The sequence below is a fragment of the Desmonostoc muscorum LEGE 12446 genome (assembly GCF_015207005.2).
In the GTDB taxonomy this organism is placed as follows: Bacteria; Cyanobacteriota; Cyanobacteriia; order Cyanobacteriales; family Nostocaceae; genus Nostoc; species Nostoc muscorum.
The window spans coordinates 5,191,321-5,217,801 of the sequence record NZ_JADEXS020000001.1; the positions used below are offsets into that span (position 1 = coordinate 5,191,321).

Genomic DNA, 26,481 nt, shown 5'->3' on the forward strand with positions numbered 1-26,481 from the left:
AGTACATTCTAACCCTCTTTTGTCACTCTCGCCAAAGTATAATTAAGTGCGATCGCAAAAAACTAAGACATAGAGTATGGTTGAGCCTCGCCCAGCTGCACCTACAGTAAAATTTGTGGACGAATACTGCCAGTTATATCAAAAACTATTTCCAGAAGTGAGAAGCTTTGAAGCTTTTAAGTACCTACATATGGGATGTGTTTCTGATATAAAACGTAAAACTCTACCGGAAATAGCGAAAATTGTCGGGTTAGATAATCATCAAAAATTACATCATTTTTTAGCAGAATCACCGTGGGATGTCAAAGAATTAAGGAGGCAAAGGTTAGAATTAATATTATATATACTCCAAGGTCGCCCAATCATACTAATCATTGATGAGACAGGTGATAAGAAAAAAGGAAATAAGACTGATTATGTGAAACGACAGTACATTGGAAATTTAGGTAAAACAGATAATGGTATTGTGGCAGTCACGGCATATGCAGTTTTATCTGGAATGACGTTTCCTCTAATATTTGAAGTATATAAACCAAGGGAAAGACTACAACCAGGAGAAAAATATTTAACTAAACCTGAAATCGCCGGAGCAATGATTAGAAAATTGCGGTCAATGGGGTTTAGATTCAATCTTGTCCTGGCGGATAGCTTATATGGTGAAAGTGGTAAAAATTTTTTAAGCGTATTAAATGAATTAGAGCTTAATTTTATTGTAGCGATTCGCTCAAACCATAGAGCATGGGGAATTACAGGCTCGAAAATCAAATATTCAAACTGGCAAAGATTCCGGCGTGTTTTTTCAGATTTAAGTTCAGAAAATAGATATATTAGAGAGATAATATGTGGCAAAAAATCCGAAGTCAGGTATTGGCAAATAACAACGGATATTGAAGTTCTTCCCAAAAACACGACTTGGTATGTCATGAGTAAATATCCAGACATTACTCCAAGAGACGTGGGCAATTTTTATGGTTTAAGAACTTGGGTAGAATATGGGTTAAAACAAAGTAAAAATGAATTAGGGTGGGCAGATTTTCGCCTAACTCATTATTCACAAATAGAGAAGTGGTGGGAAATTGTTTTTAGTGCTTATCTTTTGGTTAGTCTTCATTCCGAACAATTACTTAAATTTCCCCCACAATCTGAATCCAATTTCTCATCGCATCCCTGGTGGGATAAGGGGAATGGTTGGAATAATATTCTTAATAACCTCCGTTTAATAATTCAACCTTTCGTACTGTTTAATTTAATTAAACCTTGGCTAATAGTCTTTAAAATTCCTCAGTTATCTGATGGCTTTTGTACGCTTCAAAGGATTGTCAATAGTCTTACTTATTCAATTTTTCAGAATTTCAGTAACCCTAATTTATATTTTTCCTCTGCCTAGAGTGACAAAAGAGGGCTAAATAGGACAATGCTTCATTCAGAATCAGGCAACCATTCACAGCAGTTTGTGTAGAAAGATTGACAAAGGGATTATTTCCTAAAACGCTATTTCGGGAAAAATAGCGGCGGACATTTCTACCTTCTTTGAGAATATTCAACACAAATTTATCGCCTGGATGACACATTAAATCTGCGTTTTGTTCATCAGCAATGGCAATCATAATCCCCGGCGGATTAAAAGTTGCTTGAGATACCCAAGAGGTTAAAACGCCTTTATGGCTTTCTTCATCACGAGTTGTTAAAACACACAAAGAACCAATAATTCGCCCCACGGCTTGTTCAGTGCGATCTACTTGGGTTTCGGTGACAACTTGACGCGCAGTCCGCAATTTTTTAGTTTTCTTCAAGTTTTGGGCAAAGGAAGCGCCTGCTTCTTGACACTGTTGCAGAATTTCAGGTGTAGGCGTAAAGCAGACTCGAATTGTTTCAAATCCTAGACGATAATTGGCATCTTTGAGCTTACTTTCAAGTAAGTCAATTGCTTCTCCACTCCAACCAAATGAACCAAATACTCCTGCTAATTTTGTTTTAGCTGCTGTGGCTAGAACTATTCCTAAAGCAGTTTGAATTTGGGTTGGTGCATGGCCGCCTAAGGTGGGTGAGCCAATAATAAATCCGTCGCAAGCTTCGACAATGCGGGTAATTTCTGCTGGTTCTGCTAGTTCACAGTTGATGGACTCTACATTAACTCCATTTTGAATTAAACCTTGAGCGATCGCATTAGCCAAAATTGCCGTATTCCCGTAAGCAGAGGCATAAAGTAAAGCAACACTCAATTCTTGTAATTTTTGTCCTTGACACCATTGACGATAATCAAAAGTAAATCGGCTGAGGCTGTAACGAACAACAGGCCCATGAGCAGGAGCGTAACATTTTGCTGGGAAAACCGAAAGTTTTTCTAAGGCAACTTCAACTTGTTTGGCTTGGGGTGCGTGGAGACAGTCAAAATAGTAATGACGTTCTGCATCTAAACTTTTCCAGTCTTCATCGAAGAGGGTATCTTCGCAAATATGAGCGCCAAAAAATTTGTCTGTATAAAGAATTTTAGTAGCAGAATCATAGGTACACAATCCATCTGCCCATCGAGGAGTCGGTACGCTAACAAATGTGAGATGATGTCCTTGTCCTAAATCCAGAGTATCCTCTGAACGCACAGCTTGAATGCGTGATTCCCATTCCGGAAAACTAGTTTTCAGAGCATTAGCAGCAGGGCGAGAACAAATTAAAGTAGCTTGAATAGCTTGGGAAAGTAATACTTGTAGAGTGGCTCTACGGTTCGGGTTGACATGACCGAGAACAATGTAATCTAGGGTAGTGAAATCTAGATATTGTGCCAGTTGTTGGAGATAAATTTCGGTAAAAGATTCACCAGGAGGATCGATTAAAGCCTTTTTATCAGCTTGGGGACTTCCAGAAAATAAACTATTCCATTAGCAATAATGATAATCATTTTTAAGGGGGATGAAGGGGCTGCCGACGGCAGCCCCTTCATCCCCCTTTTGTAGTAATTTGAATAATGATTGAGTTTTTGAGTGTGGCAACTGGTGACTATAGTATTAACTGATTCTCTTAAAAAGTTGTTGATTGAAACTGCATCTCAATTAAAAGGTGCTGAAAAGCGTAAATTTATGGCACAGACAGTTCAGGGCTTAGGTTTAGGAGGGCAAAGGCTTGCACAATCAGAACTAGGATGGAATAGAGACACAATTCGGAAAGGGACAAGAGAATTAAAAAGCGGTATTACTTGTGTTGATAACATGAGTGGCAAAGGACGTTATAAAGCAGAAGAACACCTACCAAATCTTTTAGAAGATATAAAAAATTTAGTTGACTTTTATAGTCAAACAGATCCGAGTTTTAAAAGTCAAAGACTATATACTAGACTCAGTGCAGCCGAAGTCAGAAAGCAATTAATCGAAAAGTATGGTTACAGCGATGAAAAGTTACATACATCAGAAACAATTCGAGTCAAATTAAATAATTTAGGTTACAAGCTCAGAAGGGTAAAGAAAGTTCAACCTCAAAAAAAATTCCACAAACTGATGCAATCTTTGAGCAATTAGACATTGTAAATAAAGATGCTTCAGAAGATAAGAGTGTTTTACGTCTAAGCATGGACGGAAAAGCCCGTGTTAAGATCGGCTCATTTGACCGAGGGGGTAAAAGCAGGGATGGAGCGAAGGCTGACGACCATGATTATAATCCGAAGACAACTGTAACTCCTTATGGTATCTTTCTTCCAGAGCTTGATGAGCTATTTTTATACTTTACGGAATCGAAAGCTACAAGCGATTTTATTGTTGATATTCTAGAAGATTTTTGGTTAGAAGAAAAGCATCGTTTTTCTGATATTCAAACCCTACTTCTCAATCAAGATAACGGGCCACAGAATAGCTCACGGCGTACTCAATTTATGAAACGTATAGTAGAGTTTGTGCAAAAACATCAAGTAAATATACGTTTAGCTTACTATCCGCCCTATCATAGTAAATATAATCCGATAGAAAGGACGTGGGCAGTACTAGAAAATCACTGGAATGGTAGCATTTTAGATGAACTAGAAACGGCTCTAAATTTTGCCAGCACTATGACATGGAACGGGAAACATCCAGTCGTTAAGTTAGTACACGAAACTTATGAGAATGGGGTCAAGCTTACAAAAAAAGCTATGGCTCAAATTGAAAAACAGATTGAGCGGCTAACCGATTCTACTCATGAAGTTTTCCCAAATTTAGGTAATTGGTTTATTGATATTTGTTGTAGTAAAACAAAAGTTATTTGATTTTAATAACAGCATTTATTTAGCTACAAAACATACTAATCCTACACTGTTTAACTTTAAAATAGATGACAAGTGTATAGATTCTTCATGCATAGATGATCGGGAGAAAAGGGGTTGCCGAGGGCAACCCCTTTTCTCCCCCCCCCCTTAAAATGATTATCATTCTTGAGAAAACATATTTCTTGTTTTTCTTGGAATAATTTATTCTTTGGAAGTCCCTTGAATGAGATAAGAATTTGCCGTAGTTCCCCGTTGGCGGGAATACTCAACTTCAAATTTTAGTCGTTCCCAAGTCCGCGATCGCAAAACCAGTGTATCTTTACCAATTTCAGCAACCTGCACATCTCTCGGACGGCTGGCAGTTACAGTATTAGCAGACATAGTAACCTCTCTCTGGGAATTGGGCATGGGGCATGAAGGAGATAAAATTCTTGTAGCGATTAATCGCGTCTTCTTGTACAGACGCGATTAATCGCGTCTCTACTGCTAACTCCCATTACTTTCGACTAATTCCGATTTGACTCGATTTTTATAGCGTTTAGACATTGCTTGTTCAGGATCAATGCCTTCAAAGGTGGGGGGTAGCCAAACTCGAACAACGAGTATTATTCCTAAAACTAATAAAAAGGCACAAGTGGCTAAAATTTGACTCCAATTAGTTTCTAAAACTCCTTTAACAATGACTTCTCGCAAGGCGGAAACAATGGAGACTTCTACAGCTACACCAATAGATATTCGTTGTTCTTGCAAGTAAATAATCAGCAGTCGAAACAACTCAACTAAGATGAGCAAAAAGAGAATATCGGCAGTAACAATATGAAAATCCAGTGGGGGAAGCAGGGAGAAAAACATATCTCTCACCTGAATTACCATGAAGCAAAATAAACCGAGACACAGAGAAATCACAATCAAATCTTGAATCAATTCCAAGGTTTGGACGATGCGTTTGCGATGGATTTCATAGGTGGGAATTGGGGTATCTTGAGCAGTCTTATACATGGCTTTTTGTGTGTGAGGAAATGGGGAGTGGGGAGTGGGGAGTAGGGAGTGGGGGATGAGGGAGATGGGTAATTACCAATGCGCCATGCCCCATGCCCCATTTAGTAATGATTGCCAATTTTGCGGTGATGGACGGCGGTGAGTCCGTTGACTTTGGCAACTCGGCCGGTTTGGACAGTGCTATAAATCACCCAATGATCTCCACAATCCATGCGGCTGGTGATTTCACATTCGAGATAAGCCAGGGCTTCAGCTAAAATGGGGGATTCGTTGGTAGCAGCAGGGTATGTTTTGATTCCAGCAAAGCGATCTGCGCCGGGAGCAAAACGCTTGAGGAAATGTTTCATTAATCCTTGATATCTGCCTTCTTCTAAAATATTTAAGACAAAGCGATCGCCAACGTGCATCAATGATTCTATGGCGCGGTCTTTGGCTACGGCGATCGCTACGCCTAAGGGATTCAAACTTGCTTGTGTTACCCAAGAAGCCAGCATTGCACTTTGAACTTCCCCTTTTTTGGCGGTGAGAATATATAATCCTGTGCTAATCCGCCCTAAGGATTTCTCTAATTCGCTATTAATTGATTTGATTTGTTTGATGGTGCGATCGCGGTTCAACCATTGACCCATATCTGTCCCCGCTTCATCACAAAGTTGTTCTGTTGCTTTGGTGGGAATTTCTTTAACTAAAATTGGGGTAAAGGCTTCAATTAATCCTAATTCTTGAAACTTATTGCGTAAGGGAAAAACAGGCTCATCTTCTCCACCTCCCGACTCTAATAAACCAATTGCTTGTTTATTATGAGCAGCGGCTAAAATAATATTAAAAGCTGCCTGAGCCACATCTGATGATTGCGGAGGCATTCCAATAACTAAACCAGCAGCTTGGTCAACTAATTCTCGCACTTCTTGAGGTTCGGCATTATTCAAAGCTACTAATTCTACCGCCACACCTGTCTTTGCAATTCCATGTGCGATCGCTCTTACTAAATTTTCACTATATCCATAATCTTCCACGTAAAACAAAGCCACCAATGTCTCTGTTTTGGCTTGTTCTAAACTCCAATTTTGATAGCGTCCCAGCCATTCTGGAATATATTCTTTTAATAAAGGCCCGTGTCCTGTGGCAACTGTTTTTATTTCTAACTTTTCAATTCGTTTTAAAGCTGCCAATACAGACCGAGCATTGGGAGCCATCAGACAATCATAGTAATATTGAAAATCTTCTTCGATGATCTCGAAATTTTCATCATAAGTATGGTCATCACAGTAATGCATTCCAAACACATCACAGGTGTAAAGAGTGCAGGTTTTGTGGTCATAAGTCAAGATTGTATCAGGCCAGTGTAAGTTAGGAGCGGAGATAAATTCTAGTTGATGTCCGTTGCCTAAATCTAATAACTCGCCACTTTTTACCAGCTTGGATTTAAAAGGCTGGTGAATCATATTTTCCAAAAATTGAATAGCTATCTTCGCACCAACAACGGTAATGGAAGGAGCTAGTTGTAAAATATTTTTTACTAAGCCACTATGGTCTGGTTCGGTGTGACTAATAATCAAGTAGTCAATTTTAGCTGGATCAATTAATCCTGCCACTATCTCCAGATATAACTGCTCAAACTTGCTATGAGAAGTATCAACTAAGGCTACTTTTTCTCCCTGAATTAAGAAAGAATTATAGGTCGTGCCATTCCGTAAACCAAACTCGACATCAAAACGTTCTCTATCCCAATCAAGGCAACGGATAGCAGTCGTTTCCGGAGCAATTTCAACAGTTTCAATTGTTAAACGTCCGGGATTAGGAATAACTTGAGTAGGCTGTGTGAGTGCGACCATTGGTTTTCTCCAATCAAGAGATTATCTAGAGCAAGTGTGCTTACTTCTTATATTTACCCGAAATATTTGATTAGTAAAATGCTAATTTCTAAAGTTAACTATCAAAAAGATTTATTGTTCATTTCCATTGATTTATCATTGAAGAAATCAATGATTATCATTAGTTTGATCTGGGGACTGGGGACTGGGAAGAAGGAATAAAGGTGTACCTAGCTTCCCAAAAATCAAATATGAGTCCTATAAGTCTGCTAGCGTCGTATAAAGACTGTTTTACTTGCAAATTCAGAATTCAGAATTCTGACTCCTGAATTCTGAATTCTGCCATATCATTACTTCTGTTCTGCTGGTAAAATCTTGTTTTGCAGCCAACCCATTGCTTTATCTAGAATTAAGCCAACAACACCGATATAAACTAGAGCCAAAATAACTTCGCTGACGTTGTTATTTTGATAAGCATCCCAGATAAAAAAGCCAATGCCGACAATACCGGACATGACGATTTCAGCAGCAATAATGGCTAACCAAGCTAAACCGATCGCAATTCTCAATCCGGTAAAAATATACGGTAATGCCGCAGGAATCAAAATATTAGTGAAATATTCTTTGCGGCTAAGTTGCAGAACTTTAGCAACGTTGTTGTAATCTTGGGGAATTTGGGTGACGCCGACAGCAGTGTTAATTAAAATCGGCCAAATTGCAGTAATGAAAATGACGAATAATGCAGCCGGTTCGTTTTGTCGTAAAGCTGCTAAAGAAATTGGTACCCAAGCCAAAGGTGGTACTGTCCGTAGCAATTGAAAGATAGGATCTAAAGCCTTGGACATGGTTTTATTAACACCAATTAAAATGCCCAAGCCAATACCCACAATTGCCGCAAGTGTATAACTAATAGCGACTCGTTGGAGACTAGCAAGAATCTGCCAAAACAGACCTTTATCGATGCCCCCTCGGTCATAAAATGGCCAGAAAATGAGTATCCAAGTATCTTGTATAACCTGTATCGGCCCTGGTAATGTTGCACCGGGAGTCCAAGCGAAAAGTTGCCAAAGAACTAGAAATATGGTGATGGCGATCGCTGGTGGTATAAGGTCAGGAAATTGCTTTTGAAGACGAGATATAAAGCCATTATTAAATCTAGGGCTTGCAGGGCGTTTTTGGGCGAGCGTCATAACCTATGTTCTCCTCAAATTTTATTTGTTCTTGGCTGTTTGTCAGTTATCAATGACCAATGACTAAATATTGACCTTCTTGATTTTCAAACTCTTGAGATATTCTTCTGGCTTTTCAGGGTCGAATTTGATGCCATCAAAAAATTCTTCTACCCCACGAGATGTGTTTGTAGGAATATCAGCAACAGTAATACCAGCTTCTTTGGCTGCTTCTTTCCAAATATCTTCGCGGTTGACTTTATTAATTAGTTCCTTAGCTTTAGCGGCATTATTGGCAATGTAATCTTTTGGTAGAAATCCCCAGCGGACGTTTTCCACAATGAACCATAAATCATGACTTTTGTAGGGATAAGAAACATTACCTTTTTCATCTTTCCAGTAGTAAGCTGCCATTGATTTATCATCAATTTTGCGACCATCACCCATGTCATACTTGCCTTGGTATGGATCTGCAAGAATCTCAGGTGACGAAAGATTAAAATAATTTCGTCCAGCAAGAATTTCAGCCGCTTCTTTGCGGTTGTCAAAATTATCTAACCACTGCTGCGCCTCCATAATTCCTTTTAAAATTGCTTTGGTTGCCTTGGGATTTTTATCAACCCAGTCAGCTCTCATGGCAAGATATTCTTCAGGATGATTCTTCCAAATTTCTGCTGTCAATGCTGCTACATACCCAATTTTGTCTTGAACAAGGCGATAAGGCCAGGGGTCACCTGTACTAAAGGCATCCATTGTTCCTGTTTTCATGTTGGCGACAGTTTGCGCTGCTGGTACTGTGAGCAATTTGACATCTGTATCTGGGTCTAAACCGCCTGCTGCTAACCAGTAGCGAATCCACAAATCTTGGTTGACGTGGGGAAAGGTGAATGCTGCGGTGAAAGGTGTTGAGGATTTGAGTTCGGTGAAGAGGGATTTAGCGCTAGCCAGTTGTAAACTGATACCTTTGCCTTGGTGCTTGCTGGCGATCGCAATTCCATTTCCATGTGTGATTAATTGGCATAATACATACATGGGAATTTTTTGATTGCCTTTGGTAATTAAACCTTCTGTAATTAAATGTGGCATTGGCATCTGCCATTGACCGCCATCAATACCACCACCCGCAGAACCAATTTCTACATTATCTCTAGCCGCACCCCAAGAAGCTTGCTTAGAAAGGTCAACTTTGGTCATGCCGTATTTGGCGAAAAAGCCTTTTTCTTTAGCAATAATTAAAGGAGCCGCTTCTACAATCGGAATATATCCTAATTTGACTGTAGTAGTTTCTGGTGTTTGTTCAGGACTAATATTAACAACTGACTGAGCAGTTGGTTGTGCTTGAGTAGCTTCACCAGTTAGGTTTTCAGGTGGATTGCCCAAACAACCTTTGAGAAATACAGCACTCGCAGATGCTCCAGCTGTGAAGATAAATTTGCGCCGAGAAATTCGATTAAAAAATTCTGTCATAATATCTCCTCGAATGTAAATTTTATTTTTATCGCCACGACAATTGAAGCAAGAAAAACGTTAATTTCTTGCAATTCAATGAGTAATCAAGCTATATTTTGCAAGGCAAAGTCAGCCATTTCATCAATGGCTATTGCTACTGCCTAAAACAAAATTTCAATCAATTGATTAAATCTGCTCTCGTGTGATGCAGAAGTGTTATTCACCTGGTTGAAATAAGTTTACAGCCTTTAATGCCGAATTTGTTAACTATGAGTCGGCATTTATTAAATAAATATTAGATTGGATGTATAAGTAAAAATTTATCTATTTGCCTAAACTATAGTAGTAATTCTTAATATATAAAGTCTGATTTATGAATACTATTAACTTGAGATTATGATTTACAAAAAAGTAAATCATAAGCGAAATCAATCGTAATCATAGTAAAAAAACTGAATGATTTAGAATACAAAATAAGAAGATAGAATTCAGTATTCAGAATACTTCGATACCAAGGTTAATAATCATACTGCGTAGGTTGGGGAGCCAGTAAATGTAGTGGCGTGGCAAGGCTAAAATAGTGCATTAGTAGGTTGGGTTGAGCTTTCGCGTTACCCAACGTGGATCTCGGTGTTGGGTTTCGTTCCTCAACCCAACCTACAAATTTATTGCAACATTTTAGTCTTGCCACGCCACTACATCTACATCTATTAGCCTTGAACTTCAGCTCAACGCTGGTGACTCAATTCTGAATACAGAATTCAGAATTCTGTATTCTTCAAGTAGTGTATTCTGCGTTAATCCTCACGTAGTCATAACTCAAATCACAACCCCAAGCTTTACCTGTACCATGACCATTGCCAACGCTAACGGAAATTAACACTGTATCCTCTTGGAGATAAGCACCTACCGCAGCTTGCTTCAAATAGGTGCTGGCTGCTGCACGGTCGAATGGTAATGGTTGCCCGTTTTCTAACATTAAGAAATTCCCTAGCTTAATTTGCAGGTTTTCTTGCTCAAAAAGTACACCTGCGCGTCCAGCGGCGGCGGCGATACGTCCCCAGTTGGGGTCACGTCCAAAGATTGCAGATTTAACTAAGGATGAACCAGCGATGGTTTTGGCTATTTGTCTGGCTGAGAGTTCATCATGGGCGCCAGTCACTTCCACTTCTATAAGGCAGGTTGCACCTTCACCATCACGAGCGATCGCTTTGGCTAAATGCTGGCAAACTGCTGTTAACATCGCTTCTAATCTCTCTGATTCTGCACCCAATTCTGTAATTGCTGGGGTGCGAGATTGACCGTTTGCTAGGGCGATTAAGCTGTCGTTAGTGCTGGTGTCACCATCCACGGTAATGGAATTAAAACTTCTATCAGCTGCCCTGGCTAACATCTGCTGCCAAAGGGCTGGTGAAACCGCAGCATCACAGGTCACAAAGGCCAGCATGGTTGCCATGTTGGGGTGAATCATGCCGGAACCTTTGGCAATACCACCAATCCGCACGGGGCGATCGCCTATAGTTGTCTCTAAGGCAATGGATTTTGGTACCAAATCTGTGGTGATAATCGCACCGGCGGCGGCATCTGAGCCTGTTTCTGATAGTGCTGCTACTAGCTTTGGAATCCCGCTTCGCAAAGCATCCATCTTAATTCTTTGACCAATCACGCCAGTAGACGCCAATAACACAGATTCAGACGGAATATTCAGTGCTTGAGCTATTGCCATTCCCGATTCTAGGGCGTCAATCCAGCCTTGATTTCCTGTAGCGGCGTTTGCTTGTCCAGCGTTGCAGAGAATAGCACGAGCGCTATGTTTAGCTTGCAAGCGTTGGCGACAATAGTCTACACAAGCAGCTTTCACCTGGCTAGTGGTGAATACACCCGCTGCGATCGCTTCCACATCTGAAAATATCAAAGCTAAATCCGGCAACCCCGAAGGCTTCAGTCCTGCGGTAATTCCCGCCGCCTGATATCCCCTTGGTGCTGTGATGCCACCTGTTATTTTTTGCCAATCTGCCATGATTATTCCTTACAACGTCATGAGTGCTGTTAGCGGTAGCGGGGCGTTTAGCCCGTGATGAGTGCTGAGTTAAGAGTTAGGAATTAAGAGTTATTCTCCTTACCTTTACGTCTCCTCATCCCCGCGTCCCCGCGTAAGAGCTTCTCCCCACTCCCCACTCCCCACTCCCCACTCCCTAGTTGCTTTGATTGTGAGTTTATTTGCTGATGGCAATAAATAATAATGCACCACTTGGCCGTTAGCATAATTATTTTTACCTTTCTTATGACTAAAGACAAATGCGAAAAAGGAGAGCTACTTAAGTCGCTCTCCAGATCATCAGGGTGCATCTACTTACCAGAGCATACCATTTTTGGTATGAGGGTTGTCACCAGTTTTATTATGAAGATTCCGTGAAGAGACACCGGGAAAATACTGAGATGCGGGCATGGGGCATGGGGCATGGGGCATGGGGCATTGGAGGTGTGGGAGGAGAGAGAAGCATAAATTCTCTTTCTCCCCACACTCCCCACACTCCCCACACTCCCCCATCTCCCCACCCCCACTCCCCACTCTAGGCGTTGAGCTTTTTCTCAACCAATTCGTTAGTCAGCTTGGGATCGGCACGTTTGGCTGTCTTTTTCAAAACCTGTCCAACGAAGAAGCCTTTGAGGTTGGTGTTACCGTTGCGATACTTTTCTAGTTCTTTGGGATTGGCGGCTATGACTTCATCAACGATGGGTTCGAGTACGGTAGGATCGGTGATTAGTTCTTGACCAGCAAAAGCTTTTTCCGGAGAAATACCACTGAGTAAGTCTGGCAGCTTTTCTTTGGCTTGGGCGTTGCTAATTTTGCCCGTTTCAATTCGGGTGATAATATCAGCTAAATTGCTGGGAGTTAGGGCGATCGCAGTGATACTGAGTTTTTGCTTATTGAGGTATCCTGCGATATCTTGAGTAATCCAGTTTGCAGCAGCTTTGGGATTTGCACCAGATGCGATCGCCGCTTCAAAATATTGGGATACAGGACGATCTTCTGTCAAGACTCGCGCATCATAAGCCGAAAGCCCCAATTCATTTTCGTAATGATGGCGTTTTTGGGCTGGTAGTTCTGGTAGTTCGCTACGCCATTTTTCTAACTCTTTGTCTGTCACCTCAATTGGCGCTAAATCTGGTTCGGGGAAATAGCGGTAATCGCTGGAACCTTCCTTCACCCGCATACTAATTGTACGTTGAGCGCCTTCTTCCCACAGACGAGTTTCTTGAATAATGCGATCGCCTGCTTCAATAGCTGCGATTTGGCGCTCAATTTCGTAGTCAATCGCCCGTTGGATGGCGCTGAAGGAGTTCATGTTTTTAATTTCTACTTTGGTGCCAAACTTCTCTTGTCCCAATGGACGCACGGAAATGTTGACATCGCAACGTAAAGATCCTTCTTGCATGTTCCCGTCGCTGACACCGAGATAGCGGACAATCCGGCGCAACTCTTGGGCATATTCAGCAGCTTCGAGTCCAGAACGCAAGTCTGGTTCCGAGACAATTTCTACTAACGGTACACCTGCGCGATTGTAGTCTACCAAGGAATAGGTAGAACCCGAAAGGCGATCGCTGCCTGCGTGTACCAATTTTCCTGCATCTTCTTCCATGTGCAGACGCGTGATGCCAATGCGTTTGCGGGTGGGTTTTCCCTCAGCGTCTACCAACTCAATTTCTAACCAACCATGTTCAGCGATCGGTAAGTCATATTGAGAAATTTGGTAATTTTTCGGTAAATCCGGATAAAAATACTGTTTACGGTCGAATTTGCTATATCTAGCGATTTGACAATTCAGTGCCAAACCAGCTTTGACGGCGTATTCTAATACTTTTTGATTTAGTACAGGTAAGACCCCAGGTAAACCCATACAAACTGGGTCAATATTAGTATTGGGGTCACCACCGAATGCTGTAGAGCTACTGGAGAAAATCTTGGTATTAGTACTGAGTTGACAATGGGTTTCTAGACCAATAATCGCTTCGTACTCAGTTTTTACAGTTGTAGCAGAGGTCATAATATCACTAATTTGGGCATAATTCTTCCTTAGAGTACTATTGTAGCTGCCTCTGGAGTTGCCCTGAAGACGGTTAATTAGTGAATTATCCTGACTTGAAAAAACTGAGTAAGGTGTCTGTCATTAGTCATTGGTCATTTGTTATTAGTCATTGGTCATTTGTTATTTGTAAAAGACAAAACGTAACAGTTCAATATCATATATTTCTACTATATAAATGTTCCTCAAGGATTGATTTTGCATTTCTTTGCAATACTTAACTACTTTCTAATTAAAAAAAGTTAATATAGATTAAAAATAATAACTAACATCATAATTTATTAAATTTATCAAGCTAAATTGAGAGTATGCTTAATGATTGAAGTCTAGTTGAAAAATTAAGTAAGTAGGTGCAAATAAAATTAAGTGTTTGTTTGAATATTAAAACCAAAAACAAAATTTATTTGTCCAAACTTGCTAACTAGATTGTCAAACAAGGCGGTGAAAATCCGACCTTAAGCAAATAATCACAACGAAAACAAAAGTCAACTTAACAACAATCACGTAAGATGATACAAAAAATTTTGCTGGCTATATCGGGATTGGGACATGCGGAAGAAATGCTCAAAACCCTCAAAGAAATCCCCTCAATTCAATCTGCAAAAGTTACAGTTTTGCATGTTGTTCAGGCCCAAAGTACTGCTGCTACCATGACATCTAAATGGGAAGATGGTGGTAAACTTTTGGCTAATGCCATTCAAACTTTAAACCTCGATCCTAGCCAGGTTTCTTCAATTTTGCGCCAAGGTGACCCCAAGGATGTAGTTTGTCAAGTAGCTGATGAAATCGACGCTGATTTAATTATCATGGGTTCACGGGGACTCAAGCGGCTACAATCCATTTTATCCAACTCGGTCAGTCAGTACGTTTTTCAGCTATCTTCTCGCCCCATGTTGCTGGTCAAAGATGACATTTATGTCAAAAGAATTAAGCGCATTATGGTGGCAATAGACAATTCTGATGCAGCAAAAAATTGCTTGAAATTGGCACTATTTTTGCTGCGAGATATTCAGGGTGGTGAGTTGATTTTGGCAAATATTACCACAGATTTAGGCGGTAAAAAATCAGAAATAACTCAGGTTACTTCCGACAAAAATCCAGTTTTGGCAGCCGCCGTTGCAGAAGCTGAAAAATTCGGCATCAAATCTCGTTGTTATATCAGCAGTGGCAAACCTGGTGAAGAAATTTGTCGATTAGCAGAGGAGTTGAATGTAGACTTATTATTGCTCGGTTCTCCAGATCGTCGTCCATCGATCGCTAAGAGTTTTGTTGATATCGACCGACTCATTGGCGCTTCTTTGTCTGATTATGTGCGAGTCAACGCCACCTGTCCAGTGTTATTAGCGCGAACTATCGATTAAGTTAAAAAGTGCTGAGTATCAGAATTATCGTACTCACATAGCAAACAAGTCAGATTTTGCCTTTACTACTGGGCACGTTGATACAGCAGATTTCAAGAAGCGTGAAGTACAGCATCTAGGTATTAAAGTGAGGTATAGAGCTATTCTAATTCTGTTAGCGCAGCGGGGCGTAGCCCATTCTGACGGTCGGCGGAGCGTCTCCGGCTCCGCTCCTGAATTCTGCTGTAAATAAAAACCCCTACATGATTAATGCAGGGATTTTATTTTATACACAAACCCTTAAGTATCTTTTCCACCTTCGCGGCTAGCAGTTTGGATGTACAGAATTAGTAAAAACACAGAGGGCACAAGTACGAACAAAATGCTCGCTACGAACCCCAGGTCGTTAACTTGCATGGCAAAAAAGCCTCTCTTAAATTTCCAATCAACACCATTAGGATATCATCATCGATGACAGAGTTGGCTCAAATTTTTTACTTACTTAAATGCTAGCGACGCATAATTCCAAAAAACTTAAGGCTTTGTGACCACACTGACAGGGCCATTCACTAAAGTTTGACAAGCAAGACGGTAATTGTCGGGTTTTTTCTTTAATTTCCGGTTCTCTACGTCAGTACGGGGGGAAAGATTCTGTTGTCCTTCCACTATCTCGACAATGCAAGTGCCACACTGACCGTAGCCACCGCAATTTGTCATCTTGCCAATCAACGTATATATATCAATGTTATTTTGCATCGCTTTGAGTCGGAGATTTGCACCATCCGCCGCCACTACTTCTTTATTTTCTTTAACGAATTTGATATTACCCATAGCTAGATTCCTCCTTGACTGTAAGCTTTGCTTTCAAGGCTTCATATTGACATGGCTTGATTCATATCTTACTTATTATCATAATTCATTACAAAATATTAATAAATGTTAATTTAACGAATATAACGCCACAAAAATAGGACAGGCATAGTACCTGTCCTAATAAACAATTGAAAGATAAATTAACTTACCTAAACCCCACAGCTGCTTGCCAAACGAAAGCAAGCAACAAGAAGAATACGGGGATAACTGGGAGAACATCCACTAAGGGATCAAAGATTTGGTAAGCTTCAGGCAGTTTTGCTAATAAAAGTGCTGCTTCCATGTTTGTTTAAATCCACCTATCCAACACAGCGTTAATAATTGAGAAATATCTTAACATGGTTTGGTCATTGGTCATTGGTCATTTGTCATTTGTCATTAGTTATCCCCCTTATCTTCCCATCTCCCCATCTCCCCACTCCCCACTTCTTCAAGCCAATGACCAAATTCTGTGGTAAAGCGATCGCTTAATATTGCTTCTCTAATCTTTTGGGTAAAGCGAATTAGTTCAGTAATGTTGTGAATGCTCAACAAGGTGTAAGCTAAAATTTCTTGCGATCGCACTAAATGAGATACGTAAGCACGGCTGAAATTTTGACAAGTGTAACAGGGACAAGTTTCATCTATGGGCGCAAAATCTTCACGAAACTTAGCATTTTTCAAATTCCAGCGATCGCCTTGGACTATTGCCGTCCCATGTCTAGCCCAGCGTGTGGGAATTACGCAATCAAATAAATCTACACCAGAAGCGATGGCGATCGCCATTTCTCGATAAGTACCCACACCCATCAAGTAACGCGGCTTTTCGGGGGGTAGAAGTGGTGCTGTGACTTTTACAATTTCAGCCATCAATTCTGGCGGTTCTCCTACACTGACGCCACCAATGGCATATCCCGGCAAATCCAACTTAGCCAAAGCTTCAGCCGCACGGCAACGCAAATCTAAATACACGCCTCCCTGCACAATCCCAAATAACGCTTGCTCACTGCGTTGATGAGCTGTTATGCAGCGTTCTAACCAGCGGTAAGTCCGCTGAGTGGCAGTTTCTACCTCTTCGCGAGTAGCTGGGTAGGGCGGACATTCATCAAATGCCATGATTACATCTGCCCCTAGAGTATTTTGAATCTCAATCGAGCGTTCTGGTGTTAAGTTAATAATTTGTCCATCATGGGGTGAGCGGAAAGTTACACCTTCTTCAGTAATTTTTCGCATCTCACTTAAACTGAAGACCTGAAACCCACCCGAATCTGTGAGCATCGGCCCATTCCAACCCATAAATTTATGCAACCCACCACCACCAGCGACGATCGCTTCCCCTGGTTGCAGGTGAAGATGATAAGTATTAGATAAAATCATTTGTGCCCCAGTATCCCGTAGCTGAGAAGGGGTGATGGTTTTGACATTGGCTAGCGTCCCCACTGGCATAAATCTGGGGGTTTGTACAGGGCCGTGAGGGGTAAAAAACACTCCTGCTCTAGCTTTTGTCTGACTACAGCAAGCAAGACATTGAAATGAAAAATTGGCACTCATACCATTTTAAATTTTTGAAGATGCGCCTATATAACTTACGCAAAACTACATGATGTAGGGGCAATTTATGAATTGCCCCTACATCAATAAAGCGCAGCCTCACATAAAATTTGTATAACAGTTGCTATTTAGAAACAATCAGAACAATCATCATCAATTTCTGCATCCCACCTAGCTGAGAGTACTTGCTCCATCATCGCTTCTATGGCGCTGACATTGAAGCTTCGCTCACGTCGCTCTTGCAGAGGAGTTGACCGAGGGATCAATCGTAGACACACTCCTTCTTGCATCAAATCAAAGTAGGTTTCTTCTGGTGACGACTGTTTGAGTTCTAAGTAATCAAAACTACAAAGATTCAAATATAGCGCGTGGTTAGCCACTAAGGTAGACCTTTGTGGATTGGCAAAAACTTCCATCACATCCCCTTCACCCTCGCTCAGTACCTTATCTTCTTGGGTGTAGATGTAGTGGACTCGACCTAAATCTGTCAGCAATCGCCGCATGTCGAGCTTGTTCACAATGATGCCCGCGTTCACAATGCACGGAGCTGGTATCCTGGCGTCGGGTAGATGGTGACTCATAGGGAAATAGCGATTGAGCTACGGAGAGTTACAACATAGCTAAACAGTCAGATTGAATAGCTTGTTTACTCCCTATATTTAAAAAAATATCAATTTTTTGGGGCGATCGTCTATTGAGGGTGCCAATTTTAGATTTTAGATTTTAGATTTTAGATTTTAGATTATTTCGGTACTCCTTTCCTGCGGAACGCTACGCGAACGGAGAAGCAAGCTACATGCCCCGCCTAAGCGTGGGCGGAACAAATCCAAAATCCAAAATTTCAAATCATAACGCCCCGCACCCCAAGTGGCGCGGGGTCAATCCAAAATCGCAAATCTAAAATCCAAAATTGTTTGACACTTTCCCAAATTGAATTCGAGAGATTTGCTGGAGCAACGGGTTTAATTAGATTAGGTTTCTTGCGTCACCTAAGCTAGAGGTGGTTCTCTCCCCTTTCCACTATTGGCATCTTAGCATGTTGACGCTTTCTTAAATTCTGCGTTAGTGCTGCATCTCCAATCCCAAAATGTGGATTTTTCTACCTAGCGCCCCAGTTCATAATCTGGAGTCAGTTTTTAGTTAACAAATACAAAACACTAATTTTGCTCCTTGATGGAATTGTAATTTTACTCAGCACAGATTGTATAAAAAACACTGTTGTAAATGGGATTACCACTTAGCTCAGCATAACAAAATTTTCTGGGATAATCTCTAATGGAAGTAAATCTTATCTAAAGCTTTAAAGTTGAAAGATGTCATTTGTACTGAAACTTAGATTATTTTCCAGCAATTAACAATCTAACTCAAATGATCAAACAGCAACAATGGTGGAAAAACCTGCTGTTAAACCTAGCGGCGAGTATTATATTTTACACAGTTATTCCACTGCCGTATTTGAATGGATTAGATTTTCGGGGTGTGGCAGGTCTAGTCTCGACTGTAGGGTTGATAATTGGGGGAATTTTAGGGTTACTGGACACGGGGATGAATTATATTGGTATACCAGTGCTAACTCGTAGTGCTTTGGTAGTAAGTCTTTGGATTGCGATAACTGGAGGGCTGCATTTAGATGGGGCAATGGATACTGCCGATGGCTTGGCAGTGGGTGATCCAGATCGGCGATTGGAAGTAATGGCGGATAGTGCCACAGGTGCCTTTGGGGCAATGGCAGCGATCGCCTTAGTACTATTAAAAATAACAGCTTTAACGGATATGCCAGACAACCGTTGGCTGGTGTTGATGGCTGCTTGTGGTTGGGGACGCTGGGGACAGCAAGTAGCGATCGCTCGATATCCTTACCTCAAACCAACTGGCAAAGGTGCTTTTCACAAACAAGCCATTCGTTCTTACAAGGATTTGTTACCGGGATTGTTATTGTTGTTGGGTTTGAGTGGTTTACTCTGGCTGATAGATAAACAGCAGTTATTTTTGGCAATCGGAATGATAGTTGCTGGAAGTGCGATCGCCATTTTCACAGCAGCCTGGTTCAACCACAAATTAGGCGGACACACGGGAGATACCTACGGCGCAGTCGTTGAGTGGACTGAAGCCTTATTTTTGTGTGTATTGACTGCTTTTTAGGGAGTGGGGAGTGGGGAGTGGGGAGATGGGGAGATGAGGGAGATGAGGGAGATGAGGGAGATGGGGAGGCAGGGGAGCAGGGAGCAGGGGAGAAAATCTTCCCCTCTGCCCCCCGCCCCCTGCCCCCCTGCCCCCCCAGGGCTGTTTCATTCCATTTCAAACAGGATTTGTCAAGATGGTTAGCAAGAAAATTGTAAGTAAGCGTGACGAAGAGATGAACATTTAAGCACTGAAATATCAGTAAAATAGTTGGTTTCATCGGCACGCCAGTAACAAAATAACTAATTTTTAATCGCTAGAACCCTTGATTTTTAAAGCTCTTTGGGGAATGAATCAGCCCTGCCTGCCCCCCTGCTTCTTCCCAATGCCCAATCCCCACTCCCCACTCCCCACTCCCCACTCCCCACTTCATTTAATCGGTTGCAATTTTGTCACCTTGAGTTTAAAAGCCCCAACTCCAGTTTCTCCAAAAGACCGGACGCGGATAACATAAGTCCCTGTCTCTACGATGCGAGTAAATAGGAGAGAATTGCTACTACCATCAGGGCCGTCATCATTTTCTGCTAAAGTGGAACCATCGGGTGCTAGCAGTGTGATGATGCTGTCAAAACTTTCAGACGAGAGGTCAACTGCTAAATTATCGCCCTTGTCTAGCTTGACTGTGTAATCACGGGCAAACCCACCTTGACCTGTGGGAATGTCTTTGTCTGAAAGGCTATCAGAAAATTCAGTACTGTTAGATAAAGGAATTGGACTATACAACTTATTTTGAGCCAAAGCTGCACTTGTACTTGTAACTATTGCCAGCAACGTGGCAGGAACGACGATCAATTGTTTTAAACCCGCCGCAAAAGCTTTATTCATACATTTCAAGCAATTTTTCCACAAAAATAGGGTAAATTGGTCAACTCATACACTTTTGTGTTGTCGTTGCCCATTAATTCTGGATTTATCCGTCTTTGACGGTAGTGGCTACTGCTACTAGTCCTAAGACTACAATTCCATACTCACGAAGTGTTTGCACAGCAGATCTGGCAGTAGCACCAGTAGTATAAATGTCGTCCACTAACAGCACTGGGACATTTGGAGGGCTATGGCGAAAATCTTGCCCAACAGCAAAAGCTTTGGACAAGTTTTGTTCTCGCCCAGATACAGATAAACCAAATTGTGCTTCAGTTTGTCGCACTCTTGTTAATCCATTTAGTTTCAATTTTAATCCAGTTATTTCGCAGAAGCTTTGTCCTATTAGTGCAGCTTGATTGTATTTTCGTTGCCTTTGCTTGCTAGCGTGGAGTGGGATGGGAACTACCACAGTCTGGCTATCTCGTCGGGGTGAATTTAACAACCAAGATTCTCCTAACCATTGACCCAAAGGACGAGCTATTTGGGGCTGATTTTCGTATTTCAACGCCGCCATCGCCCTTTTGACTGGACCCCCATACTGACCCCAGACAAACACTGGTAGTTGTTCTTGCCACAAAGAAATTCGGTCTTGACGTTGACATTTTTGCAGTTGTTTAGTGCAGTTATGACAGATTTCTTGGGAAGTCGAGCGTTGGCACAGTGGGCAATGGGATTGGAGAAAAAGATTAAGTAAGCTTGTGAAATTTTTAGTCCAAGTGTGCATTTAGAATTGTCCTTTGTCCCTTGTCATTTGTCTTTTGTTAGTTAACAATGCCCCATGCCCAATGCCCCATGACTAATGACCATTAAGCAATGACTTAAGATAGACACGATCGCACCTTGTTGTTTCAACTCCCGTTGCTGCTTTGTAGCCGTTGCTTTCATACAGCTTGACTGCTTCTACCAAAACGCTGGCAGTTTCAATCCAAATTTGCTCAAAACCACGTTCGGCGATCGCTACTTCTAGCTGTTGTAACAAATATTTCCCCAATCCTAAACCCCTAATGCTCGGTAAAAGATACATTTTGCGGATTTCTACAGCTTTTTTACCACGTTTGATGGGGTAGTATGCCCCAGTACCTACTAACTGGCTTTGGTGTTCAATTACCCAAAACTCTCCCCCAGTAGCTAAATAAAATTCCTCTACTTGCAGCACGTCTCGATCTGCACCGTTTGGTTCCCAACCCAAACCGTATTCTGATAATACATAATTGATCACTTGGGCAGCTCTGGTGCGATCGCTTTGCACCCAATCACGAATTAAAAAGTCTTGATAATATTTTTTCATACCATTTGCTGGTCAAGTTTACACAGAAGTTTTTTCTGGCTCTATATCCCAATTTACTCAGCAAATAGCAATTCTTGCAGATTTTAGTTCTAGCGCTTCTAACTATCTCACTTCTGTGCATCTGGAGCGCTTGTGCTTGATAACTTTCATCGATAAATGCTAAAGATTTCTCAAAAACCTCGCTACCCCTTGCCAAATTGCAGCTGACTTTTTATTACTCCCACCACCCCGACTCAAATCTGACAAAGTAGGAAACGATGCAGATTTAGCATAAGCCCCATTTCGCAAAACTTTCGCTAGGGCATGATTATTTTCTCGCAACCCTTCATAAAAAAAGAATACCTCACCTTGAATGCCAACTTGGCGATTGTATTCAATTGCCTGCACCAAATATTCTGGACTAATACAATAACTGCCAAGCTTCATCAGAATTCCTGGCGCTAACTTCGACAAGGTTGTATCAGTGAATTGTTGAGTTACCAGTTTATCAGCGATCGCCTGATAACTCCTAAAGTCACGGCGATAAATCTGGGGGTGAATTATATCGACTATTCCCCGCTTCAGCCATGTGGGTGAATCTTGCAGATATTCCTGAAAAGCCCAATCATGAATATTAGGTGCGATCGCTACTAATAAATTAGGATTCACTGCTTTGACTTGCTGATAAAGATGCGCCCAGAAATCGGTGAGAATATCTGCACGCCACTGTAGCCATTGCCTATCCTTGGGATTTTGTGGTGGGTTGCGATTAAATTCCTGCCGATAGCGTGTTAAAGTTAGTTGATCGTAGCCACCTTCACAGGGGAATGCTGGCAAGCGATCGTCCCCTTGAATACCATCAACATCATAATTTTTTACAACTTCTAACACTAAATTCAATAAGAATTCCTGCACTTGGGTGTCGAGGGCATTTAACCACTCAAAGCCGTTTTTATTGAGTAAATTACCATTGCGATCGCGCCCAGCCCATTGGGGTTTTTTCTGTAAAAGTATACCGCCATTTAAATTGTAAGAACTGGCAAAACCATATTCAAACCAAGGAATAACTTTCAAGCCAACTCGCCGCGCCTCTACCACCACTTCTTCTAAAGGGTCGCGTCCTACAGACATAGGGTCAATTTCAACCCCAAAATTCTGTAGCATTGTCTGACTCGGATACAAAGTTACAGCCTGATTCCAAACAACGGGAAACACGACATTAAATCCCGTCTCAGCAAGAAAATCCATCGCCTCGGCAATGCGTTCCTTTGACCTGAGAACTTTACTATCAGTAGTAGTCAGCCAGATACCACGCGTTTCTATCATTGCCATTTTCAGAAACTAAAATTTTCTGCGCTGCACCCTCTAAACATTGACTAGCCGACGATACCGCGCCTGTATTATTGTATAAATCCCATAGGCAACCAAACCTAGCGCCACAATACCCAAGAGCCATGCTCCGTTAGGCTGTTGCGCTAGCGTCTGCAATGCTTCATCCAAACCTCCTGCGGCTGAGGCGTTGGACTGCCTTGCAGCTTCGATAAGAAACCAGCCGATAATACAAAATACTATACCTCGTGCCGCTAAACCAAATCTAGAAATCCTGATAACCCATTTGGCTTCTGTGTTGCTTAACTCAGTTAAATTGAGTTCTTTACGAAATTTGCCACTAAAAGCTTGATAAAACTGATAGAAGCCTAGAGCAATTATCAAGACTCCCACAGTTCCAACTAACCATTGACCAAAGGGTTGAGAAAGCAAACGTGCCGTCCAATCTTCGGTAGAATTACTATTTTTGCCGCTGTCTTTACCCATAACGATTTGTACAGCACTTAAGGCTAAACCTGCATAAATTACGCCATTAATTGCATAACCAATTCGTATTGCTAAACCTTTGGCGTCGTTACCTTTATTTTCTGGGTCTTTAATTGCTTGTACAAAACGCCAAATTACATATCCAATCAAGCCAATTGCAATCAAAATTAGTAAAAACTTACCAAATGACTGATTGACAATTGTTTCGAGAGCGCCTTGGGTATCAGTTGTTTTACCACCCGTGCCAAAAGCCGCCTGTGTTGCCAGCAGTCCAACGATACCGTAAACTACTCCCTTAGAAACGTAGCCAAATCGTGCCAGTCGCTCAACCCAGGATGAGCGATGGTGTATTAATTGTTGTGTCATATTAGTTCAAAATAATTATGTCTATGTCTTAGCAATATATAGCCACAATTGACATCTACCTCAAGATAAATTCTCTAAGAGGTTTCCTAAGAATTGCTATTATCTACTGTCTTTCAATAGATGTTAAGCTACTCAAAATAATATTAAAGGTAGTATTATTATTTAGTACTTTATAAGGTTGAAATTGTATTAGTTATGTCTGTAATAGAATCTTCTTGGAAACACGAATATATAACTACCAATGGCGTGAAACTACATTACGTCACCCAAGGTGAAGGTCCCTTGATGTTGATGTTGCATGGTTTTCCTGAATTTTGGTACTCTTGGCGGCATCAAATACCAGAATTTGCCCAAGATTTTAAAGTCGTCGCTATTGACTTGCGTGGTTACAACGATAGTGATAAGCCGACAGAACAATCAGCTTATGTCATGGATGAATTTATCAAAGATGTTGAGGGAGTAATTAAAGGATTAGGATATGAAAAATGTGTTTTAGTTGGACATGATTGGGGAGGAGCGATCGCTTGGAGTTTTGCCTATGCTCATCCCGAAGCGATCGAGCGATTAATTATCCTTAACTTGCCTCATCCTGCTAAATTTGCCCAAGGCTTACGCACTCCCCAACAATTGCTACGTAGTTATTACATCTTTATTTTTCAACTCCCGTGGATACCAGAATTACTTTTGCAATCTTCAGATTACCAAGCAATTGAAACAGCTTTTCAAGGCACAGCAATTAATAAGAGCGCTTTCACACAAGCAGATATTAATGCGTATAAAGATGCTGCTGCAAAACGCGGTGCCCTCACAGGAATGTTGAACTATTACCGCAACATTTTTGGGCAGAGAATCCTAAATCCAAATTGGGGAATTCTGGAAGTGCCAACGCTGATGATTTGGGGGGAAAATGACACTGCACTCGGCAAGGAACTAACCTACGACACCGCAGCCTATGTCAAAGACTTTCAAATCAAGTACATTCCCAATTGTGGCCATTGGGTGCAACAAGAACAGCCAGAGTTAGTTAATCAGTATATGGCAGAATTTCTCAGGAGTTAGGCTAACAGTATTTGTTAAGCTAAGCTGCCTAGATGTTACATTTTGTCTTCAAAAGCGTCATTAGTCATTGGTCATTGGTCGTTTGCAAATGACCGATGACCAACGACTAATGACAAAGGGTAACCTCACGAGTTAAGCTGCAACTTAAATGGGTAATACCTAACTAAACTAAAGCGTTAATTTTTCAAGTATAAATACTTATTAATCCAGCAAAACTCAGACGGTTGGCATAAGCTTTTCAAAAGATTTAACACTAATTTAACAGCAGTGGATTTTCAGAGTTTATTCGCGTAAAATAGCCAAAAATTAGAATAAATTGCATTTGTTGTGTTTCTATCATCCTTGCTTCGATATCACAACAAACTTGTTAGGTCAATCTGTAACCTGAAGAAGTTTGGTGAGATAATAGAACTGTGAGGTAAAGAACGGACGCAACTTGATAATCAAGGGGGAAAATTATGAAACTCCAGCTATTAGCGGCCACAGCCTTAGCAACTCCCCTATTTTTCATTAGCTCGGTTAGAGCTGAGAATCCGCAGGACTTACAAAAGCTGCTTTCTACTGGGGAATGTATCCAGTGTGATCTATCGGGAGCCAACCTTAGTGGCGCTCATTTAATTGGTGCTGACTTAAGAGGAGCTAAACTCCAAGGAGCCAACCTTGTAGAGGCTAACCTAGAAGGTGCAGACTTAACTGGTGCTAACTTGGCGGGTGCTAACTTAACATCAGCATATGTCACCAATGTGAATATGAAGCAAGCCAATCTCGATCGCGTAAATTTTACTCGCGCGACGATTCACGATTCTAATGTGTATAAAGCATCAATGAACGATCTCAATCTCACTGATGCCGAAATATTTAACACTGGAATCGGTATTGGTGGAGAAGATGCCGAGATTCCCGATTGGAAATAGGTTCAACTAAGTAGGCAGGTTCAAATAAACACAACAAAAGTTTTTGCAGATTTTTAATCAAAGAAACTAGCTGTTTGCAAGCATTTTCCCTAGACCTGCCCCTACAAAAATATTAAGATAAATAAAACCTTCTGCCTTGTAATTACTTCAACATGATAAGGGCAGAGGGATTTTTTTATTAGCAAAAGATTTACAATTAGTAATTATTGTTTAATAACTGTCTTAAATGTTTTCACTAATCTGCTTAACTGTCTTATTATTCTTCAAATAATTACTCAACTGTTGACTTAATTGCTTTAGTCTAGGTATTGCTTTTTTTCTTTAATAGTCCAGTCAGGTCAGCCAGCCAATCAGCTTTTTTTGATCGCAGATGGCAAGGTGAACAAGATTGGTGTTGGTAAGTATGACGAGCAGGCTCTGTTGGATATCCTAGCTGAGGGTGATTATTTTGGCGATCGCGCCTTGGTGGAGTCAGAAAGCAGTTGGAAAGTTCACGATCAAAGCTATAAATAAGGGTATTGTCAC

Annotated in this window: 22 protein-coding genes and 3 pseudogenes; 7 read left to right on the forward strand and 18 right to left on the reverse strand. The window is 41.2% G+C overall.

Features of this window, described 5'->3' with window-relative positions; genetic code table 11:
- Window positions 1–76: 76 nt before the first annotated feature.
- Window positions 77–1,387, forward strand: a complete 1,311-nt coding sequence (locus tag IQ276_RS22155) for an IS701 family transposase (protein ID WP_193917257.1) — start codon at window positions 77–79, stop codon at window positions 1,385–1,387.
- A gap of 16 nt (window positions 1,388–1,403) precedes the next feature.
- Here the strand turns inward: IQ276_RS22155 and IQ276_RS22160 are convergent.
- Window positions 1,404–2,849: pseudogene (locus IQ276_RS22160) on the reverse strand (diflavin flavoprotein); the annotation flags it as partial.
- A gap of 354 nt (window positions 2,850–3,203) precedes the next feature.
- Between IQ276_RS22160 and IQ276_RS22165 the strand changes: the two are divergent.
- Window positions 3,204–4,228: pseudogene (locus IQ276_RS22165) on the forward strand (ISAzo13 family transposase).
- 207 nt (window positions 4,229–4,435) lie between these two features.
- Here IQ276_RS22165 and IQ276_RS22170 read toward each other — a convergent pair.
- From IQ276_RS22170 to gatB, 7 genes and pseudogenes are all read right to left on the reverse strand, one after another.
- Window positions 4,436–4,609, reverse strand: a pseudogene (locus IQ276_RS22170) (flavin oxidoreductase); the annotation flags it as partial.
- Between the two features lie 105 nt (window positions 4,610–4,714).
- Window positions 4,715–5,227 carry a phosphate-starvation-inducible PsiE family protein gene (locus IQ276_RS22175; RefSeq protein ID WP_235115874.1) on the reverse strand — a complete coding sequence of 171 codons (513 nt, stop codon included), beginning with the start codon at window positions 5,225–5,227 and terminating at the stop codon, window positions 4,715–4,717.
- A gap of 101 nt (window positions 5,228–5,328) precedes the next feature.
- On the reverse strand, window positions 5,329–7,062 hold the full coding sequence (locus IQ276_RS22180; protein WP_193921204.1) for a diflavin flavoprotein: 1,734 nt from the start codon (window positions 7,060–7,062) through the stop codon (window positions 5,329–5,331).
- A gap of 329 nt (window positions 7,063–7,391) precedes the next feature.
- Complete coding sequence (gene ntrB / locus IQ276_RS22185; protein WP_193921206.1) at window positions 7,392–8,231, reverse strand: nitrate ABC transporter permease; 840 nt, start codon at window positions 8,229–8,231, stop codon at window positions 7,392–7,394.
- 63 nt (window positions 8,232–8,294) lie between these two features.
- Entirely contained in the window at window positions 8,295–9,677 is a 1,383-nt protein-coding gene (locus IQ276_RS22190) for a CmpA/NrtA family ABC transporter substrate-binding protein (protein ID WP_193921208.1), read from the reverse strand.
- Between the two features lie 760 nt (window positions 9,678–10,437).
- A complete protein-coding gene (argJ, locus tag IQ276_RS22195) occupies window positions 10,438–11,679 on the reverse strand; it encodes a bifunctional ornithine acetyltransferase/N-acetylglutamate synthase (RefSeq protein ID WP_190876075.1) in 1,242 nt (413 codons plus the stop codon).
- Between the two features lie 553 nt (window positions 11,680–12,232).
- Window positions 12,233–13,708, reverse strand: a complete 1,476-nt coding sequence (gene gatB, locus IQ276_RS22200) for an Asp-tRNA(Asn)/Glu-tRNA(Gln) amidotransferase subunit GatB (protein ID WP_193916748.1) — start codon at window positions 13,706–13,708, stop codon at window positions 12,233–12,235.
- Between the two features lie 548 nt (window positions 13,709–14,256).
- Between gatB and IQ276_RS22205 the strand changes: the two genes are divergently transcribed.
- On the forward strand, window positions 14,257–15,108 hold the full coding sequence (locus tag IQ276_RS22205; RefSeq protein ID WP_193916750.1) for a universal stress protein: 852 nt from the start codon (window positions 14,257–14,259) through the stop codon (window positions 15,106–15,108).
- 279 nt (window positions 15,109–15,387) lie between these two features.
- On the opposite strand, the gene psbM is transcribed toward IQ276_RS22205, so the two are convergent.
- The 5 genes from psbM to IQ276_RS22230 all read right to left on the reverse strand — a co-directional run bounded on the left by psbM (window position 15,388) and on the right by IQ276_RS22230 (window position 18,071).
- Window positions 15,388–15,504, reverse strand: a complete 117-nt coding sequence (gene psbM, locus IQ276_RS22210; RefSeq protein WP_073639518.1) for a photosystem II reaction center protein PsbM — start codon at window positions 15,502–15,504, stop codon at window positions 15,388–15,390.
- A gap of 117 nt (window positions 15,505–15,621) precedes the next feature.
- Entirely contained in the window at window positions 15,622–15,918 is a 297-nt protein-coding gene (locus IQ276_RS22215) for a 2Fe-2S iron-sulfur cluster-binding protein (protein ID WP_190876072.1), read from the reverse strand.
- A 187-nt stretch (window positions 15,919–16,105) separates the two neighbouring features.
- Window positions 16,106–16,243: a photosystem II reaction center protein K gene (locus tag IQ276_RS22220; RefSeq protein WP_006195022.1), complete on the reverse strand. Its 138-nt coding sequence runs from the start codon at window positions 16,241–16,243 to the stop codon at window positions 16,106–16,108.
- A 95-nt stretch (window positions 16,244–16,338) separates the two neighbouring features.
- On the reverse strand, window positions 16,339–17,490 hold the full coding sequence (gene tgt / locus IQ276_RS22225; protein ID WP_193916752.1) for a tRNA guanosine(34) transglycosylase Tgt: 1,152 nt from the start codon (window positions 17,488–17,490) through the stop codon (window positions 16,339–16,341).
- Window positions 17,491–17,618: 128 nt separating this feature from the next.
- A complete protein-coding gene (locus IQ276_RS22230) occupies window positions 17,619–18,071 on the reverse strand; it encodes a hypothetical protein (RefSeq protein WP_193916754.1) in 453 nt (150 codons plus the stop codon).
- A gap of 787 nt (window positions 18,072–18,858) precedes the next feature.
- Between IQ276_RS22230 and cobS the strand changes: the two genes are divergently transcribed.
- Window positions 18,859–19,632, forward strand: a complete 774-nt coding sequence (gene cobS / locus IQ276_RS22235) for an adenosylcobinamide-GDP ribazoletransferase (protein ID WP_235115875.1) — start codon at window positions 18,859–18,861, stop codon at window positions 19,630–19,632.
- A 408-nt stretch (window positions 19,633–20,040) separates the two neighbouring features.
- On the opposite strand, the gene IQ276_RS22240 is transcribed toward cobS, so the two are convergent.
- The 5 genes from IQ276_RS22240 to IQ276_RS22260 form a co-directional block, all read right to left on the reverse strand.
- The gene (locus IQ276_RS22240) at window positions 20,041–20,496 is read right to left on the reverse strand and encodes a PPC domain-containing protein (RefSeq protein ID WP_190876067.1); all 456 of its coding nucleotides are present in this window, start codon (window positions 20,494–20,496) and stop codon (window positions 20,041–20,043) included.
- A gap of 85 nt (window positions 20,497–20,581) precedes the next feature.
- Window positions 20,582–21,259, reverse strand: a complete 678-nt coding sequence (locus IQ276_RS22245) for a ComF family protein (RefSeq protein WP_193919891.1) — start codon at window positions 21,257–21,259, stop codon at window positions 20,582–20,584.
- Between the two features lie 72 nt (window positions 21,260–21,331).
- Window positions 21,332–21,823, reverse strand: a complete 492-nt coding sequence (locus IQ276_RS22250) for a GNAT family N-acetyltransferase (RefSeq protein ID WP_193919889.1) — start codon at window positions 21,821–21,823, stop codon at window positions 21,332–21,334.
- 159 nt (window positions 21,824–21,982) lie between these two features.
- Window positions 21,983–23,134, reverse strand: coding sequence for a glycoside hydrolase family 10-like protein (locus IQ276_RS22255; RefSeq protein ID WP_193919887.1), 1,152 nt, complete (start codon window positions 23,132–23,134; stop codon window positions 21,983–21,985).
- Window positions 23,135–23,167: 33 nt separating this feature from the next.
- Entirely contained in the window at window positions 23,168–23,983 is an 816-nt protein-coding gene (locus tag IQ276_RS22260; RefSeq protein ID WP_073639527.1) for a DUF1206 domain-containing protein, read from the reverse strand.
- Between the two features lie 195 nt (window positions 23,984–24,178).
- On the opposite strand from IQ276_RS22260, the gene IQ276_RS22265 reads away from it, so the two are divergent.
- The 3 genes from IQ276_RS22265 to IQ276_RS22275 all read left to right on the forward strand — a co-directional run bounded on the left by IQ276_RS22265 (window position 24,179) and on the right by IQ276_RS22275 (window position 26,469).
- Window positions 24,179–25,042 carry an alpha/beta fold hydrolase gene (locus IQ276_RS22265; RefSeq protein ID WP_193919885.1) on the forward strand — a complete coding sequence of 288 codons (864 nt, stop codon included), beginning with the start codon at window positions 24,179–24,181 and terminating at the stop codon, window positions 25,040–25,042.
- Between the two features lie 458 nt (window positions 25,043–25,500).
- The gene (locus IQ276_RS22270) at window positions 25,501–25,956 is read left to right on the forward strand and encodes a pentapeptide repeat-containing protein (RefSeq protein WP_073639529.1); all 456 of its coding nucleotides are present in this window, start codon (window positions 25,501–25,503) and stop codon (window positions 25,954–25,956) included.
- 378 nt (window positions 25,957–26,334) lie between these two features.
- Window positions 26,335–26,469 carry a hypothetical protein gene (locus tag IQ276_RS22275; RefSeq protein WP_235115876.1) on the forward strand — a complete coding sequence of 45 codons (135 nt, stop codon included), beginning with the start codon at window positions 26,335–26,337 and terminating at the stop codon, window positions 26,467–26,469.
- Window positions 26,470–26,481 lie beyond the last annotated feature (12 nt).

What these genes read in the sequence shown, in the direction of transcription:
- IQ276_RS22155 (WP_193917257.1), top strand. Translation starts at nt 77, where the DNA reads ATGGTTGAGCCTCGCCCAGCTGCACCTACAGTAAAATTTGTGGACGAA.
- IQ276_RS22175 (WP_235115874.1), bottom strand. Translation starts at nt 5,227, where the DNA reads ATGTATAAGACTGCTCAAGATACCCCAATTCCCACCTATGAAATCCAT.
- IQ276_RS22180 (WP_193921204.1), bottom strand. Translation starts at nt 7,062, where the DNA reads ATGGTCGCACTCACACAGCCTACTCAAGTTATTCCTAATCCCGGACGT.
- ntrB (WP_193921206.1), bottom strand. Translation starts at nt 8,231, where the DNA reads ATGACGCTCGCCCAAAAACGCCCTGCAAGCCCTAGATTTAATAATGGC.
- IQ276_RS22190 (WP_193921208.1), bottom strand. Translation starts at nt 9,677, where the DNA reads ATGACAGAATTTTTTAATCGAATTTCTCGGCGCAAATTTATCTTCACA.
- argJ (WP_190876075.1), bottom strand. Translation starts at nt 11,679, where the DNA reads ATGGCAGATTGGCAAAAAATAACAGGTGGCATCACAGCACCAAGGGGA.
- gatB (WP_193916748.1), bottom strand. Translation starts at nt 13,708, where the DNA reads ATGACCTCTGCTACAACTGTAAAAACTGAGTACGAAGCGATTATTGGT.
- IQ276_RS22205 (WP_193916750.1), top strand. Translation starts at nt 14,257, where the DNA reads ATGATACAAAAAATTTTGCTGGCTATATCGGGATTGGGACATGCGGAA.
- psbM (WP_073639518.1), bottom strand. Translation starts at nt 15,504, where the DNA reads ATGCAAGTTAACGACCTGGGGTTCGTAGCGAGCATTTTGTTCGTACTT.
- IQ276_RS22215 (WP_190876072.1), bottom strand. Translation starts at nt 15,918, where the DNA reads ATGGGTAATATCAAATTCGTTAAAGAAAATAAAGAAGTAGTGGCGGCG.
- IQ276_RS22220 (WP_006195022.1), bottom strand. Translation starts at nt 16,243, where the DNA reads ATGGAAGCAGCACTTTTATTAGCAAAACTGCCTGAAGCTTACCAAATC.
- tgt (WP_193916752.1), bottom strand. Translation starts at nt 17,490, where the DNA reads ATGAGTGCCAATTTTTCATTTCAATGTCTTGCTTGCTGTAGTCAGACA.
- IQ276_RS22230 (WP_193916754.1), bottom strand. Translation starts at nt 18,071, where the DNA reads ATGAGTCACCATCTACCCGACGCCAGGATACCAGCTCCGTGCATTGTG.
- cobS (WP_235115875.1), top strand. Translation starts at nt 18,859, where the DNA reads ATGATCAAACAGCAACAATGGTGGAAAAACCTGCTGTTAAACCTAGCG.
- IQ276_RS22240 (WP_190876067.1), bottom strand. Translation starts at nt 20,496, where the DNA reads ATGAATAAAGCTTTTGCGGCGGGTTTAAAACAATTGATCGTCGTTCCT.
- IQ276_RS22245 (WP_193919891.1), bottom strand. Translation starts at nt 21,259, where the DNA reads ATGCACACTTGGACTAAAAATTTCACAAGCTTACTTAATCTTTTTCTC.
- IQ276_RS22250 (WP_193919889.1), bottom strand. Translation starts at nt 21,823, where the DNA reads ATGAAAAAATATTATCAAGACTTTTTAATTCGTGATTGGGTGCAAAGC.
- IQ276_RS22255 (WP_193919887.1), bottom strand. Translation starts at nt 23,134, where the DNA reads ATGGCAATGATAGAAACGCGTGGTATCTGGCTGACTACTACTGATAGT.
- IQ276_RS22260 (WP_073639527.1), bottom strand. Translation starts at nt 23,983, where the DNA reads ATGACACAACAATTAATACACCATCGCTCATCCTGGGTTGAGCGACTG.
- IQ276_RS22265 (WP_193919885.1), top strand. Translation starts at nt 24,179, where the DNA reads ATGTCTGTAATAGAATCTTCTTGGAAACACGAATATATAACTACCAAT.
- IQ276_RS22270 (WP_073639529.1), top strand. Translation starts at nt 25,501, where the DNA reads ATGAAACTCCAGCTATTAGCGGCCACAGCCTTAGCAACTCCCCTATTT.